Origin of the sequence: Caballeronia udeis (assembly GCF_001544555.2) — a bacterium.
GTDB lineage: Bacteria > Pseudomonadota > Gammaproteobacteria > Burkholderiales > Burkholderiaceae > Caballeronia > Caballeronia udeis.
Genome location: NZ_FCOK02000027.1, coordinates 67,917 through 82,187, shown reverse-complemented (window position 1 = coordinate 82,187; position 14,271 = coordinate 67,917). Strand labels below are relative to the sequence as shown.

11 protein-coding genes are annotated in these 14,271 nt (G+C 60.9%); 1 reads left to right on the top strand and 10 read right to left on the bottom strand.

Annotated features, from left to right (window positions below; translation table 11 throughout):
* Positions 1–127: 127 nt before the first annotated feature.
* Entirely contained in the window at positions 128–349 is a 222-nt protein-coding gene (locus AWB69_RS47840; RefSeq protein ID WP_075643954.1) for a hypothetical protein, read from the bottom strand.
* A gap of 776 nt (positions 350–1,125) precedes the next feature.
* Here AWB69_RS47840 and AWB69_RS20090 point away from each other — a divergent pair.
* Positions 1,126–5,283 carry a CheR family methyltransferase gene (locus AWB69_RS20090; protein ID WP_063977861.1) on the top strand — a complete coding sequence of 1,386 codons (4,158 nt, stop codon included), beginning with the start codon at positions 1,126–1,128 and terminating at the stop codon, positions 5,281–5,283.
* Positions 5,284–5,466: 183 nt separating this feature from the next.
* Here the strand turns inward: AWB69_RS20090 and rng are convergent, their stop codons facing one another.
* The 9 genes from rng to upp all read right to left on the bottom strand — a co-directional run bounded on the left by rng (position 5,467) and on the right by upp (position 14,220).
* The gene (gene rng / locus AWB69_RS20085; protein WP_062087906.1) at positions 5,467–6,936 is read right to left on the bottom strand and encodes a ribonuclease G; all 1,470 of its coding nucleotides are present in this window, start codon (positions 6,934–6,936) and stop codon (positions 5,467–5,469) included.
* A 7-nt stretch (positions 6,937–6,943) separates the two neighbouring features.
* Positions 6,944–7,564 (bottom strand): Maf family protein, encoded by a 621-nt coding sequence (locus tag AWB69_RS20080; RefSeq protein ID WP_062087905.1) that lies wholly within the window; start codon positions 7,562–7,564, stop codon positions 6,944–6,946.
* A gap of 69 nt (positions 7,565–7,633) precedes the next feature.
* Positions 7,634–8,104, bottom strand: coding sequence for a 23S rRNA (pseudouridine(1915)-N(3))-methyltransferase RlmH (gene rlmH / locus AWB69_RS20075; protein WP_062087903.1), 471 nt, complete (start codon positions 8,102–8,104; stop codon positions 7,634–7,636).
* Between the two features lie 72 nt (positions 8,105–8,176).
* Positions 8,177–8,617 carry a ribosome silencing factor gene (rsfS, locus tag AWB69_RS20070; protein WP_062087901.1) on the bottom strand — a complete coding sequence of 147 codons (441 nt, stop codon included), beginning with the start codon at positions 8,615–8,617 and terminating at the stop codon, positions 8,177–8,179.
* 16 nt (positions 8,618–8,633) lie between these two features.
* Positions 8,634–9,359 carry a nicotinate-nucleotide adenylyltransferase gene (locus AWB69_RS20065; protein ID WP_082913486.1) on the bottom strand — a complete coding sequence of 242 codons (726 nt, stop codon included), beginning with the start codon at positions 9,357–9,359 and terminating at the stop codon, positions 8,634–8,636.
* 67 nt (positions 9,360–9,426) lie between these two features.
* The gene (gene hemF, locus AWB69_RS20060; protein ID WP_062087897.1) at positions 9,427–10,350 is read right to left on the bottom strand and encodes an oxygen-dependent coproporphyrinogen oxidase; all 924 of its coding nucleotides are present in this window, start codon (positions 10,348–10,350) and stop codon (positions 9,427–9,429) included.
* 193 nt (positions 10,351–10,543) lie between these two features.
* Complete coding sequence (gene purD / locus AWB69_RS20055; RefSeq protein WP_062087895.1) at positions 10,544–11,833, bottom strand: phosphoribosylamine--glycine ligase; 1,290 nt, start codon at positions 11,831–11,833, stop codon at positions 10,544–10,546.
* 570 nt (positions 11,834–12,403) lie between these two features.
* Positions 12,404–13,132, bottom strand: a complete 729-nt coding sequence (locus tag AWB69_RS20050; RefSeq protein ID WP_062087893.1) for a YebC/PmpR family DNA-binding transcriptional regulator — start codon at positions 13,130–13,132, stop codon at positions 12,404–12,406.
* 434 nt (positions 13,133–13,566) lie between these two features.
* The gene (gene upp, locus AWB69_RS20045; RefSeq protein ID WP_062087891.1) at positions 13,567–14,220 is read right to left on the bottom strand and encodes a uracil phosphoribosyltransferase; all 654 of its coding nucleotides are present in this window, start codon (positions 14,218–14,220) and stop codon (positions 13,567–13,569) included.
* Positions 14,221–14,271: the final 51 nt, after the last annotated feature.

The window sequence follows — 14,271 nt, the reverse complement described above, 5'->3', positions numbered from 1 at the left end:
ACATGGTCTATTATCAAATGTGATATTCAATAATATCTGCTGCGGGAGGATCTGGTTAAACGCGAGTCGATCCGGATAGCGGATTGTCGACAGGCCATTCGGATGGCCTGTCGACCTTGCTGAGTCATCAATTTAGGTGCAGGGTCTTGCCCGAAGCCGATTGCTCCAGCATCGAGATGACGGCGTCTATATGGCCTATGCGCTTGCGTTGCGCCGGCATGAGGCTCATCGATAATACGCAATCCACGCGGTGTCTCCAATACGATAAAGACAGGCCATGACTTGATGCAATCCGGTTGATTATGCGTTCCAGATGTGCAAGATCGGTTTCTATGAGCAGATGATTCATTGTGTTCCCCGGTAGCGCCGTCATTTTTGCGGTCGCTGGTTATTGCCGTTCGGTTCAACGCTTTTATATGCGTTGTATAAGCCATTACGGCATGGTGCTTCATTAAAATCGGCCTCTGATCCATTCGATAAGAGCCGCTTCGCCGCTGCACTGGCCAATGCCCGGCTTGATAGGTCGTACGCAGGAGTCGTGCCACGCTTGGCCGCGCTCAGGGAAAACTCTGCGGCTCCTTTACTGGCAAGGATCGACAGGCAATGTAGGGTGATAAAAAAGTGATGAGTTACGGCGATGTGCGTTACGGCAGTTACAGCGTTACGCCGTGTCGCGTTACGTTGTGACCGGGGGGCTCGGAGGCGTTGATTGCGCGCAAACGATAAACCGGTCGAACGTACTAATTCATGTCGATTAGATGTGTGTCGTTATTGCCGATTTAAGTATTGTTTGTTTATCGATAAAACATACCGATAATTTACTGCTGACTGTCCATGGAGATAATAATTTGTACCGAAATCGGGTTCAAATGTTTCGCGGCGCCGAGGCAAGCGCTTTTGAAAGAATTAAATAGTGTGGTTAATCAAGAATCTTTGCTCCGGCATCGCCAATAAGGATTAATATTGTTTAAATAAAATTGAAGATCACAACGTCGTTATTACCTGTTTGCCTGTTTCTATCTCGCGAGTCGGAAGGACACCCGGCGCGGATGGCCAGGAACCTGGGTCGCATATCGCTCGAATCGCTGTTAACCAGGCGGTTTGCGAGCCCGGAAGGAGCCTCCGATGACCATTAGAAAGCAGCCCGGCGCCCAGATCATTTCATCTTCGGACTCGTTGCCCAATCCGCATCCAATCGATTTCCCCGTTGTCGGAATCGGCGCGTCGGCGGGTGGAATCCAGGCGTTGATGCGCTTGCTGCAGGGCATGCCGGCGGACGGCGGCATGGCGTTTGTCGTCGTGCTGCATATACCCCCTGACTACGCGAGCCACGTTGACGAAGTGCTGCAACGCTCAGTCACCATGCCGGTCGTGCAGGTCTTCGACACCACGCCGATTGAAAAGAACACGGTCTACCTGATTTCACCGGCGAACGATTTATGGCTTTCGGAGGGTTGTCTGCGGGTCACTCCGAGCGACCAATCGCGACGCCGGCCAGTCGCGATCGACCTGTTCTTCCGGAGTCTGGCAGACGCGCACCGGGCTCGCGCAATCAGCATCATCCTTTCGGGCATGGGCAGCGACGGCGCCATGGGCATTGCGCGGATCAAGGAGCAGAACGGCATCAACATCGTGCAGGACCCGTTGGATGCCGAATACGACGAGATGCCGCGCAATGCGCTGGCAACCGGCTTTGTCGATATCGTGCTGTCTGTCGAGCGGATGCCCGCGCGTCTGATCGAGTTGCGCGATAGCGCCCGCGCGATGAAAACGCTGCATGCCGTCGACGACCTTCCGCGCAACGAACCCGGCGTCGAGCCACCCGTCTCGAACCTCGACGCCGACGCTGACGCTGACGCCGATGTGCTTCAAGCATTGCTGACCATCCTGCGCATCCGCACCGGCCATGACTTCCGGCATTACAAACGCGGCACGATGATGCGGCGCATCGAACGGCGGCTGCAGGTGAATGGCGTGGCCGATCTGGCCGGGTACAAGCGGTTTATCGAAACGCATCCTGAAGAAACGACTGCGCTTCTGAAGGACATGTTGATCGGTGTGACGAATTTTTTCCGTGACCGCAAGTCGTTCGATGCCTTCGGGCAGCAGGTGGTGGCGAATCTGTTCACAGGACGCTCGCCTGACGAGCCGGTGCGGGCGTGGTCGGCAGGGTGCTCGACGGGAGAGGAGCCGTACTCGCTGGCCATGCTGCTGACCGAGCATGGGCCGGCCCATGGCAAGTTTCCGCTGATCCAGGTGTTCGCGACCGATGTCGACGCGAGTGCGATCGATACGGCCCGCGCGGGTGTTTATGCGGGATCGATTGTGGCGGACGTGTCGCCCGAGCGGCTAAGCCGGTTCTTTGTAAAGCCTGGCGGCCGTTACCAGGTGAGCAAGGAGCTGCGCCAGAAGGTGGTGTTCGCTGTCCACAATATCCTGAGCGATCCGCCATTTTCGGGGATGGACGTGGTCTCCTGCCGCAACCTCCTTATCTACCTCGACAGAACGGTGCAGCGCCAGGTGCTGGAGATGTTTCACTTTGCGCTGCGGCCGGGCGGCTTCCTGTTTCTCGGCGGCGCGGAGTCCACCGAGATTGCGCGCGACCTGTTCGAGCAGGTGGACAAGCGCAACCGCATTTACCAGTCGAAGCGCATTGGCACGCGCGCGATGCCGCCGCTGCCGCTCATCCGCCCCGCCATCTTCGATATTCCGAGGCGGCCCGGTCCGCGCCGCGACACGCTTGCTTCGCTGGCGGCGTTGCGTCAGCGTGTATTCGAGCGTTATGCGCCGCCCAACGTCACGGTGGATCGCGATGGCGTGATCCTGCATATGTCCGATCGCGCCGGGCGCTTCCTGCAGTATGTCAGCGGTGAGCCATCGCGCAATCTGCTCACGCTCGTCAACCCGGAGCTGCGCGCGGAGTTACGGACCACGCTGCATTGCGTGTTACGTGACGGCGACAGCGTCGTGTCGCGGCGCGTGCGCTTTTCTCGGGGCGAGAAACTTTCGTTCGTCAATATCTCGGCCCGTCCGTTCAAGGACGATGACAGCGGGCAAGAGGTGATCGTCGTATTCTTCGACGAATTCGAGAACGAGACCGTCGTGCAACAGGATGTCCCCGCGCGCGGCGACACCCCCGATGCCGCCAAACTCGTCGATCTGGAGCAGGACCTGTATCGCACGCAGACGCAGATGGACTCGTTGACTGAAGACGCCAGTGTGTCCTCCGAGGAGTTGATGGCATCGAATGAAGAATTGCAGGCGATCAACGAGGAATTGCGTTCGACCACCGAGGAACTCGAAGCGGGCAAGGAAGAGTTGCAGTCGGTCAATGAAGAACTGGTCACGGTGAACCTCGAGCTCTCCGAAACGGTCGCCGAGACGGTCAAGGCCAATGACGATCTGCGCAACCTGATCTCGTCCACCGGCATTCCGACGGTGTTTGTCGACCGCGCGATGCGCATCAAGCGATATACGCCGCCCGCGGTCGGGATTTTCAAGCTGATTGCGTCGGACATCGGGAGGCCGTTGCTGGACCTCACGCATCGGCTTGACTATCCGCAAATGGCCGCCGACGCACGCGCCGCGTTCGACACGCTCACCCTCACCGAGCGCGAGATCCGCACGGACCGCGGCGAATGGTATCTGGCGCGGGTGCTGCCATATCGCACGGCGGACGATCAGATCGACGGCGCGGTCATCACGCTGATCGACATCACTGCGCGGAAAGCGGCCGAAGCCGCGGCGCGCAGCAGTGAAGAACGGTTGCGGCTGGCGGCCATTACCACGAACGACTACGCGATCATTGTGCTGGACATGGACGGTGTGATCGTCACGTGGAATGGCGGTGCGCAACGCATTTTCGGTTATGCGGAAAACGAGGTGCAAGGCCAGCCGCTCGATCTCATCTTTCTTCCCGCCGATCGCGAAGCGCGTGTGCCCTTGCTTGAACGGCAACGCGCGAGCCAGGCCGGCCGCGCTGAAGACGAGCGCTGGCACGTGCGCTCCGACGGCACCGAAATTTATTGCAGCGGCGTCACCACGCCGATCGAATCCGATCTGTTCCGTGGTTACGCGAAGATCTCCCGCGACGTCACTGACAGGACGGGTATCGAGAGCCAGAAACAACTTGCACTCACGCTCGAGCGTGCGATTCGCGCGCAGTCCGAGGCCGCGGACCGGTTGAAGGACGAGTTTTTTTCGGTGTTGTCGCATGAGCTTAAAAACCCGCTAAACCTGATTCACGTGAAGGCCGAATTGCTCACGCGCATACCCGATGTGCGGGACATTTCAATTGTGCAGGACGCCGCCGATGCCATCCAGCGCGCCGTCGCGGGGCAGGCCAGGATCATCGACGACTTGCTCGACCTGTCGCGTGTACGCACCGGCAAGCTCGCGCTCCGGTTTGCGCCGGTGGAGGTCGCGTCCGTGCTGCAGGCCGTCGTGGCCGCGAGCGCGGCGGATGCGCAGGCGGCTGATATCGAGTTGTCGGCGGGCACCAGTGCCGCTGTGATGATTCATGCCGATGCGGAGCGCGTCGAGCAGATGATCTGGAATCTCGTGCGCAACGCGCTTAAATTCACGCCGCATGGCGGGCGGGTGCGGATCGCTTTATCGCGGGCAAGCGGGTTCGTTTGTGTCGAGGTGGTGGATACGGGGCAGGGGATCGATCCCGGGTTCCTGCCGCGTATCTTCGAGATGTTCAGCCAGGCCGATGGGGGTGGCCGGCGGGATCGGGGCGGTCTTGGGATTGGGCTGTCGCTCGTGAAGCAACTCGCTGAATTGCACGGCGGTCGTATTGAAGCTGAGTCGGCGGGGCCGGGGCAAGGGGCGCACTTCCGCTTGTGGCTGCCGGAGAACGCGCCGTTACCGCTTGTGGAAACTGCGCGTGAATACGTTGATCCGGGCATCCTGAAGGGGCTGCGTGTGTTGCTTGTCGACGACTCTGTCGAAGCGCTCGAGGCGTTTCGCACGCTGCTTGAAATGGAGGGGGCGCAGGTGCGTGCCGAGCCGAGCGCCGAGCAGGCGCTTGAAGCGGTGGCGCAGCAGGAGTTCGACGTGGTGCTGTCCGATATCGGCATGCCGACCATGAACGGCTACGAGATGATCCAGCAGATGCGAAGGACACCACGCACCGCGCAGTTGCCTGCGCTTGCGCTCACCGGTTTTGGCCGCGAACAGGATGTGACCCGCGCGCTCGATGCCGGGTTTAACGGTCATTTGAGCAAGCCGGTATCGCTGAAGGGGTTGGTCGCGGCGATCGACCGGAGTTTGCGGAGGTGAGGGGGAACCAACATCTCACTCAGGACGCGTTTAGCGAAGCATCTGCCATTACCAAGCCGTATTTGAGCCGGATCGAAGTGGAAAGCGAAACGGCACCTTCGGAAAACTTGCCGCTATAGCCAGGGCGATCTCTGTGCGCGCAGATATCTCTGCGCAAAAGTAGTGGCTTGTCCCGCCGGATTCCTACATCAAGACGATGTCGTACTGCTCCTGACTCAGGTTCGACTCCACCTGCAATGAGACCGGCTTGCCGATAAAGTCCATCAGCATCGCCAGATGCTGCGACTCTTCCTCGAGAAACAAATCGATCACCTGCTGCGACGCAACCACGCGAAACTCACGCGGATTGAACTGGCGCGACTCGCGCATGATCTCGCGCAGCACGTCGTAACAGACGGTCCGCGGTGTCTTTACCTGGCCTTTGCCATCGCAGGTCGGGCAGGGTTCGCACAAAACATGCGCGAGCGATTCACGCGTGCGCTTGCGTGTCATCTCAACCAGCCCCAACTGCGAAAACCCGTTCACAGTCACTCGGGTCCGATCCCGCGACAACGCTTTCTTCAACTCTCCAAGCACCTGCTCGCGATGCTCGACGTTCTCCATATCGATGAAATCGATAATGATGATTCCGCCCAGATTGCGCAACCGCAATTGCCGCGCAATGGTATGCGCTGCTTCGAGATTGGTTTTGAAGATCGTATCGTCGAAATTACGGGCACCTACATAACCACCCGTGTTCACGTCGATGGTGGTCATTGCCTCGGTCTGGTCGATCATCAGATAACCGCCCGACTTCAGGTCGACCCGGCGTGACAACGCGCGCTGGATCTCGGCTTCAATGTTGTACAGGTCGTAGAGCGGGCGCTCGCCCGCATAGTGGTGCACGCGCGAGGCCACGGCCGGCGTGAACTCGCTCGCAAACTCGGCCAGCATCTGATACGTCTCGCGCGAATCGACCTGGATGCGCGAGGTCTCGTCATTGACGAAATCGCGCAACACACGCTGGGCGAGATTGAGGTCCTGATGCAGCAGCGAGGTGGGCGCAACCCGCTGTGCCTGCGCGACAATTGTTGCCCACGTCTTGCGCAGATACGCGACGTCGGCCGCAAGTTCTTCACTCGACGCATCTTCCGCAATCGTCCGGACGATATAGCCGCCTTTTTCATCCGCAGGAAGGACAGCGGTCAGCCGTGCCCGGATGGCCTCGCGCTCGGCCTCGCTGGCAATCTTCTGCGAGATCCCGATATGTGGCTCCTGCGGCAGATAAACCAGCGTGCGCCCCGCGATACTCACCTGCGTGGACAGCCGGGCCCCCTTGGTGCCGATAGGATCCTTGACCACCTGCACCATCAGCGCCTGGCCTTCGAACACGATCTTCTCGATCGGCGTGTGCGGCGCGTTCGAATGCGTTTCACCGGCAATACGGGGATGCCAGATGTCCGCTACGTGCAGGAACGCCGCGCGCTCCAGCCCGATATCGATAAAGGCCGACTGCATGCCGGGCAGCACGCGCACGACCTTGCCGAGATACACATTGCCTACCCGCCCGCGCGATAACGTGCGCTCGATGTGAAGCTCTTGCACCGCACCTTGCTGAACGAGGGCAACGCGGGTTTCCTGCGGTGTGACGTTGATCAGGATTTCTTCGTTCATGGACTGTTTAGAAGTCGACGCGCGCCACGCGCAGGAGTGCTGCTGTTTCGAAAAGAGGCAGGCCCATGATACCCGAATAGGACCCCTCGATCCGTTCGATAAACGCCGCGGCACGCCCTTGAACGCCATACGCACCGGCCTTTCCGAGCGGTTCGCCGGTCGCCGCGTAACGCTGCAGTGCAGCACGCTCGACGGCGGCGAAGCGCACTACTGAACGCGATAGAACAGGGATGAGCGGAACGCCCTCGGCGTCGACCACGGCAAGCGCTGTCAGCACCTCGTGATCGCGTCCGGATAGCCGCTCGAGCATGTCGACAGCGTGGTCAGCGTTGTCGGGCTTGCCCATGATCGCGCCATCCAGGGTGACGGTCGTATCGGCCACCAGAATGGGTGCCGCACGATGTCCTCCCTTCAAGCGGCGAGCGTACGCCGCCCGGGCTTTTGCCGCGCAGACGCGCAGCACGTATGCGTCAGCCGCCTCGCCGGGCAACTCGGCTTCGAGTGCTTCGGCGTCTTCATCGGGACGCGGCAGCAGTAACTCGAAGCGCACGCCGAGTTGCTGCAACAGTTCTTGCCGGCGGGGACTTTGCGACGCGAGATAAACAAAAGGGAAGCTGGACAATGGCATGTTCGCAGGTCTTGAAGGTCACGCGCAGGCTGGCCCAGGCGTGGTCATTCAACGCCCCGATGCCACGCCTTACGCGCGATGGTAGGGATGATTCTGCGTGATGCTCCAAGCGCGATAGAGCTGTTCGGCAAGCAGCACGCGGACCATGCCGTGCGGCAGCGTGAGACTTGAAACACGCAGCAGGACTTCGGCGCGCGCCTTGACCTGTGGGTCTAGACCGTCGGCGCCGCCAATCACGAACGCCACGTCGCGGCCATCCTGCTGCCAGTCCGGCAATGCGCCGGCGAGTTGCATGGTGGTCCAGTCACGACCGCGTTCATCCAGCGCGACAAGCCGCGTATTCTTGGGCAGTGCCGCTTCGATTCGCACGCGTTCAGCGGCCATCACGCTCTCGGCGTTACGTCCCGATGAGCGCTGTTCAGGCTTGATCTCGCGCAACTCGATGCGCAGCTCGGGCGGCATGCGTTTCGCATACTCGTCGAAGCCGGTCGCGATCCAGTCGGGCATCTTGTGGCCGACCGCAAGGATATGAAGTTTCATGGCGGCAATGCAACGCGCGTGATCCGCACGACGTCCGCGCCGTGATGGCGCGACGAACGTGCACGGCCAGCGTCAGCGGCGGGTGGTCTTGCGAGCCGGCTTGGCGGCGGGCTCGTCGTCTTCGTCGTCGTCCGACACGCTCACCTGGGCGCCGCTGAAGCCCCCCGAGCTTTGCAGCTTGACGCGCACGGGTTTGTCGCCCCAGACCTCTTCGAGGTTGTAGTACTGGCGCAGCGCCGGTTGGAGGATATGGACGACCGCGTCGCCGCAATCGACCAGCACCCACTCGCCGACTTCCTCGCCTTCGGTGCTGATGACGTCGCCGCCCAGCCCCTTGACCTTGTCGCGCACGCTGTTGGCCAGCGCCTTGGTCTGACGATTCGACGTGCCGCTCGCGACGATGACACGGTCGAAGAGGGCGGTCAGGTGGGTGGTGTTGAACACCTTGATGTCCTGCGCCTTGACGTCTTCGAGACCGTCGATGATCGCGCGTTGAAGCTTTTGAATTTCCATATTTTTACCGATGGTTTTACCGATGATACAAGTGATGTTGAACAATATAGTCCCATACGGCGGACGGTACATGACTCTCGGCGTCTATCTCACCCGCCGCGTGTGCTCGCAGGCGTTCTCCCAACTGCTCGCGGATCTCGGTCGCCGACACTTCCAGCTCCAGCGCGGAATCAATCAGCAGATGGCCGTGCGGCGTGGATTGCAGCACCTCAGCCGGGGCGCTGCGCGCGGCAATTTCCGCGGCTACGGCGGGAGAAACCGTCGCGACGTCGAAACCCGCGCGCGTTTCCACGCAGACGTGCGCAAATTCGAACAGGCGTTTCCAGTCGCGCCATGAATCCAGGTGCACCAGCTGGTCGGCGCCGATCAAAAGCGCCAGCGACGCGTCCGCGCCTTCCCGTGCACGCCAGCGAGCCAGCGTCTCCACGGTGTAAGTCGGGCCGTCATGATCGATTTCATCGGTGGCGACGGTGACCTGCAGCCCTTCCGCATGCAGCGAATCCGCTGCTGCGCGGGTCATGGCAAGCCGGTGATGCGCGGCGGTTACGTCCTTTTTCTGCCACGGCTGGCCGGCCGGCAACAGCACGAGTTCGGTCAGGTCGAGCAACTCGGCGAAACGGCGCGCAAGGGCCAGATGCGCGTCGTGAATCGGGTCGAACGTGCCGCCCAGCAAACCGACACGTCGAGCACAAGGGAGGTTCGATTTCAGTGGACGGTCCTCTTCGGGGACAGATTGCAACAGGTACAGCGATCAGGACTTGTGGTCCACAGCTCTTTCATAGCGCTTTCGTGACTTTTTCGCAGCTTTTTTATAGCCACTCCCGTGCCACCAGGAAGTCGGAGTAGAGGTGCGCTTCCGGTGTGCCCGGCTCCGGTTTCCAGTCGTACCGCCAGGTCACGGCCGGTGGCATCGACATCAGGATGGACTCCGTGCGGCCGCCGCTTTGCAGCCCGAACAGCGTGCCCCGGTCGAAGACGAGGTTGAATTCCACATACCGACCGCGCCGGTACGTCTGGAATTCCCGCTGCGCTTCGCCGTAAGGCGTGTCCCGACGGCGTTCGATGATCGGCAGATACGCGGCCAGGAAGCTGTCGCCGACGCTGCGCATCATGGCGAAAGATTCGTCGAAACCGGGTTCCGAGAAGTCGTCGAAGAAAATTCCGCCGATCCCACGTGGTTCATTGCGATGCTTGAGATAAAAATACTCGTCGCACCATTTCTTGAAACGCGGATACAGGTCCGTGCCGAAAGGCGCCAGCGCGTCCCGGCAGACGCCGTGAAAATGCCGCGCGTCTTCCTCGTAGCCATAATAGGGCGTGAGGTCCATGCCGCCGCCAAACCAGAAAATCGGCGCCTCGCCCGCTTTGGTCGCGATCAGCAGGCGCACGTTCATGTGCACGGTGGGGCAGTGCGGATTGCGCGGATGCATGACAAGCGACACGCCCAAGGCTTCAAACCCGCGCCCGGCGAGCTGCGGACGCGCGGCGCTCGCGGAGGCGGGCAAAGCGTCGCCGGCTACATCCGAGAAACCGATGCCGCCGCGTTCGAAAAACTGCCCGCCTTCAAGAATCCGCGTGCTGCCGCCCCCGCGCAACCGTTCTTCCGGGCCGCGCTGCCAGGAATCGATGGAAAATTCAGCGCCGTCGAACGCGCCAAGCGTCTGCGCGATCTGCTTTTGCAAACCGGTCAGATAAGTGCGGACAGCTTGTACGTCGTAGGTTGGAGCGGTCATCTTGAACGGTTTTACGGCTTGCGGAAAAAGAGCACGGGGTGAGCGAACCTTGGTTCAGCTCAAATTGCCGGCTCCGTGTGCATTCCTTCTAAAACACACTGCCGGACGCGAAGGTCCGGCAGTGTGTTGCTCAATTTGCTGCGTTGTCGCGTTTCCGGCGACGGTTTTTGACCACGTTACCAGCGGCTCCGCTTCAGCTTTGCCGATCCGCGGCTTTGCGGTTCAGCGCGCGATAACCAATGTCCCGCCGATACTGCATGCCGTCGAACGCGATCTGATTGATCGTATCGTAGACGACGGACTGCGCGCCACGCACCGAGTCCGACAAACCCACCACGCACAGCACGCGTCCGCCCGATGTGCTGAGCTTGCCGTTTTCCAGCGTGGTGCCGGCATGGAACGTCACCGCTTCCGGCGTCTCCGGAGGAATGCCATTGATCCGGTCGCCCTTGCGCGGTGTGTCCGGGTAATTGTGTGCGGCCAGCACGACGCCGAGCGCCGTACGCCGGTCCCATTCGATCTCTGCTGTTGCCAGGGTTCCGGCAATCGCCAGTTCCACTACCTTCGAGAAATCGCCCTTGAGACGCGCCATGATCGGCTGCGTTTCCGGGTCCCCCATGCGGCAATTGAACTCGAGTGTTTTCGGGTTGCCGTGCGAGTCGATCATCAGGCCGGCATACAGGAAACCGGTGTAGCGGATGCCTTCCTGTTCCATGCCACGCACCGTCGGCAGGATGATTTCGCGCATCACGCGGGCGTGCAGTTGCGGCGTCACGATAGGCGCGGGTGAATAAGCACCCATGCCGCCAGTGTTCGGACCCTTGTCGCCGTCGAGCAGACGCTTGTGGTCCTGGCTCGACGCCAGCGCCAACACGTGCTTTCCGTCCACCATCACGATAAAGCTCGCTTCCTCGCCGTCCAGGAATTCTTCGATCACCACGCGCGCACCGGCGTCGCCCAGTTTGTTGTCGGCGAGCATGGAATCCACAGCCGCGTGCGCTTCTTCCAGCGTTGTTGCCACGACCACGCCCTTACCGGCGGCGAGCCCGTCCGCTTTGATGACGATGGGCGCGCCTTTCGTGTCGAGATACGCGTGGGCCGCGGCGATGTCTGTGAACGTTTCGTATTCGGCCGTTGGAATAGCGTGGCGTTTCATGAACGCCTTCGCGAAATCCTTCGAGCTTTCCAGCTGCGCGGCTTCCTTGGTCGGGCCGAAGATCTTCAGGCCGCGCGAGCGGAACAGATTGACGATACCGGCCGCGAGCGGACCTTCGGGGCCGACCACGGTCAGCGCAATCTGCTCTTTCTCGGCGAAATCGGCGAGTGCGGCAGGATCGGTGATGTCGACGTTGAGGAGACGTTCGTCCTGAGCCGTGCCGCCGTTACCCGGCGCGACATAAACCATCTGCACGCGCGGCGACTGCGCGAGTTTCCACGCGAGCGCATGTTCGCGACCGCCGGAACCGACGACGAGTAACTTCATTTAAATCCTCGAAGATCTTAAGAAATTCATGGCGGCAGGAGGGCGGGCCGGTTCGAATGGGCGTGAACCGATTCGAACCGTTTTAAACGGGTCCGCCGCGCCTGATCCGCGGATATCTGCTTTGCCGTGCGCCGGGTCTTTGCCGGACGTCTGCCGAATTCCCGCCGGGTGCGTTGTTGACACGGGGAAGTGGTTCGCGCCATCACGCGGCTGCGTCACGCAACTTCCCGGTTGTCAAACGCGGCTTCCCGGCCAGGTTCGGCCCACTTCAACGACTATATCGGGCCTGTATTTCAGGCCCGCATTTCAACTCACGTGCCCGTTTGCCTTTCACGTGACAAGTGAGTCCGCGGGTTTACGTTCACGCATGACCACCGCCGCATTCGTCTGCGCACTCGTCCGGGCTCCGTTGTCCAGACAATCGCCTGAAGCACACCCTTTGCACATGCACCAATCGAGCCAGAAACGGCTGCCAGCGGAGGCCGGTGTTGCTCCGCGCGCATCCCGTTGGTCACAGCGCTCAGGCAAGCCCGGGCGGCGCGGCGGACCGCTGGCCGCGTTACCCGGTGATCATTCCACGTCGATAGTCGCGTTGGTGTAAACCTCTTGCACGTCGTCCAGATTTTCCAGAGCGTCGAGCAATTTCTGCATTTTCGCCGCGTCCTCGCCCGTGAACTCGACCTCGGTCTGCGGTTTCATGATGACTTCGGCCACTTCGGCCTTGAAGCCTGCGGCTTGCAGCGCGTCTTTCACCTTCTGGAAGTCGTTGGCCGGGCAAACCACCTCAATACTGCCGTCGTCGTTCGTTACCACGTCGTCCGCGCCTGCTTCGAGCGCCGCTTCCATCAACTTGTCTTCGGACGTGCCGGGAGCGAACAGGAACTGGCCGACGTGATCGAACATGAACGCCACCGAGCCGTCCGTGCCCATGTTGCCGCCGAACTTCGAGAACGCGTGGCGGACTTCCGCGACGGTCCGGGTACGGTTGTCCGTCATGGTGTCCACGATGATCGCCGCTCCGCCGATACCGTAGCCTTCGTAGCGAATTTCTTCATACGTCGCGCCGTCGACACCACCCACGCCGCGCTGGATCGCGCGGTTGATGTTGTCTTTGGGCATGTTGGCGTCGTAGGCTTTCTCGACGGAGAGCCGCAGGCGCGGGTTCGTGTCCATTTCTCCGCCGCCCATGCGCGCGGCCACCTGAATTTCCTTGATAAGACGCGTCCAGACCTTGCCACGCTTGGCGTCGGTTGCCGCCTTCTTATGCTTGATGTTGGCCCATTTTGAATGACCCGCCATACCTTTCTCCATCGCGCACGAGCTTTTCTCGCACGCCTGTGTGTCAATAACGCCGCCAGATGCGGCGTTTTTCGCCGGCCGGCATTTTATGTTTGCGCTGCATGGTTGCAGGGCTTAAATGGCAAGGCGTGGCACGGCGCACGCCCTGTTTTTGCGGTTCAGCGGGGCTGCGCTGATTTCTGACAATTCGCGATTCCACAAACCCGCGGATCAACCAGGCAACTCAGCCGCCGACAACCTGCTGCCGGCCGAATGACGCCAGCCCAGGGAGCAACTCAGACGCCAGCCATTCATGCCAGCCAATCGTTTAACGCGCGAACCGCTTATTTGGCGGACCCGAATTTTATCATGGCGCGCCGGTTCGGCAGGCTTTGGCCTTGCTCTGACGGTGCGCGCGTCCTTTCATGTCCCTGTGCCGGTGCTTGGGTCCCGTGTCAGTTCTTCGTGCCGAACAGCCGGTCGCCCGCGTCGCCCAGGCCCGGCACGATATACGCGTGCTCGTTCAAATGCGAGTCGAGCGAGGCCACGTACAGTTTCACGTCCGGGTGGGCGTCGGAGAAAACCTTCACGCCTTCAGGCGCCGCGACCAGCGCCACGAAAATGATGTTCTCGCCGAGCACCTTGCGCCGCTTCATCACGTCCACCGCGTGGACCGCCGAATAGCCGGTCGCCACCATTGGATCGCACAGGATGAAGACGCGCTCTTCCAGGTCGGGTGGCAGGCGCACAAGATATTCGACCGGCCGGTGATCTTCCGCGCGATACACGCCGATATGGCCGACCCGCGCCGACGGAATCAGGTCCAGCAGCCCGTCCGACATGCCAATGCCGGCCCGCAGCACCGGCACGATAGCCAGCTTCTTGCCGGCGATCACGGGCGAGTCGACGGTGACCAGCGGGGTTTCGACGCGCTTGGTGGTCAGCGGCAGGTTGCGGGTGATCTCATAACCCATCAACAGCGTGATCTCGCGCAGCAACTCGCGGAATGTGCGCGTGGACGTGTCCTTGTCCCGCATGTGCGTCAGCTTGTGCTGGATCAGCGGGTGGCTGAGGATGAAGAGATTGGGAAAGCGGCTGTCCTGTTTCATGGAATTCGCGCGGTTGCCGCGGCATTAGGTGTGGATTCGAGTGAATGGGGT

Bases quoted from the DNA above. Each gene is read 5' to 3' on its own strand.
- AWB69_RS47840 (WP_075643954.1), bottom strand. From the start codon at position 349: ATGAATCATCTGCTCATAGAAACCGATCTTGCACATCTGGAACGCATA.
- AWB69_RS20090 (WP_063977861.1), top strand. From the start codon at position 1,126: ATGACCATTAGAAAGCAGCCCGGCGCCCAGATCATTTCATCTTCGGAC.
- rng (WP_062087906.1), bottom strand. From the start codon at position 6,936: ATGAACGAAGAAATCCTGATCAACGTCACACCGCAGGAAACCCGCGTT.
- AWB69_RS20080 (WP_062087905.1), bottom strand. From the start codon at position 7,564: ATGCCATTGTCCAGCTTCCCTTTTGTTTATCTCGCGTCGCAAAGTCCC.
- rlmH (WP_062087903.1), bottom strand. From the start codon at position 8,104: ATGAAACTTCATATCCTTGCGGTCGGCCACAAGATGCCCGACTGGATC.
- rsfS (WP_062087901.1), bottom strand. From the start codon at position 8,617: ATGGAAATTCAAAAGCTTCAACGCGCGATCATCGACGGTCTCGAAGAC.
- hemF (WP_062087897.1), bottom strand. From the start codon at position 10,350: ATGACCGCTCCAACCTACGACGTACAAGCTGTCCGCACTTATCTGACC.
- purD (WP_062087895.1), bottom strand. From the start codon at position 11,833: ATGAAGTTACTCGTCGTCGGTTCCGGCGGTCGCGAACATGCGCTCGCG.
- AWB69_RS20050 (WP_062087893.1), bottom strand. From the start codon at position 13,132: ATGGCGGGTCATTCAAAATGGGCCAACATCAAGCATAAGAAGGCGGCA.
- upp (WP_062087891.1), bottom strand. From the start codon at position 14,220: ATGAAACAGGACAGCCGCTTTCCCAATCTCTTCATCCTCAGCCACCCG.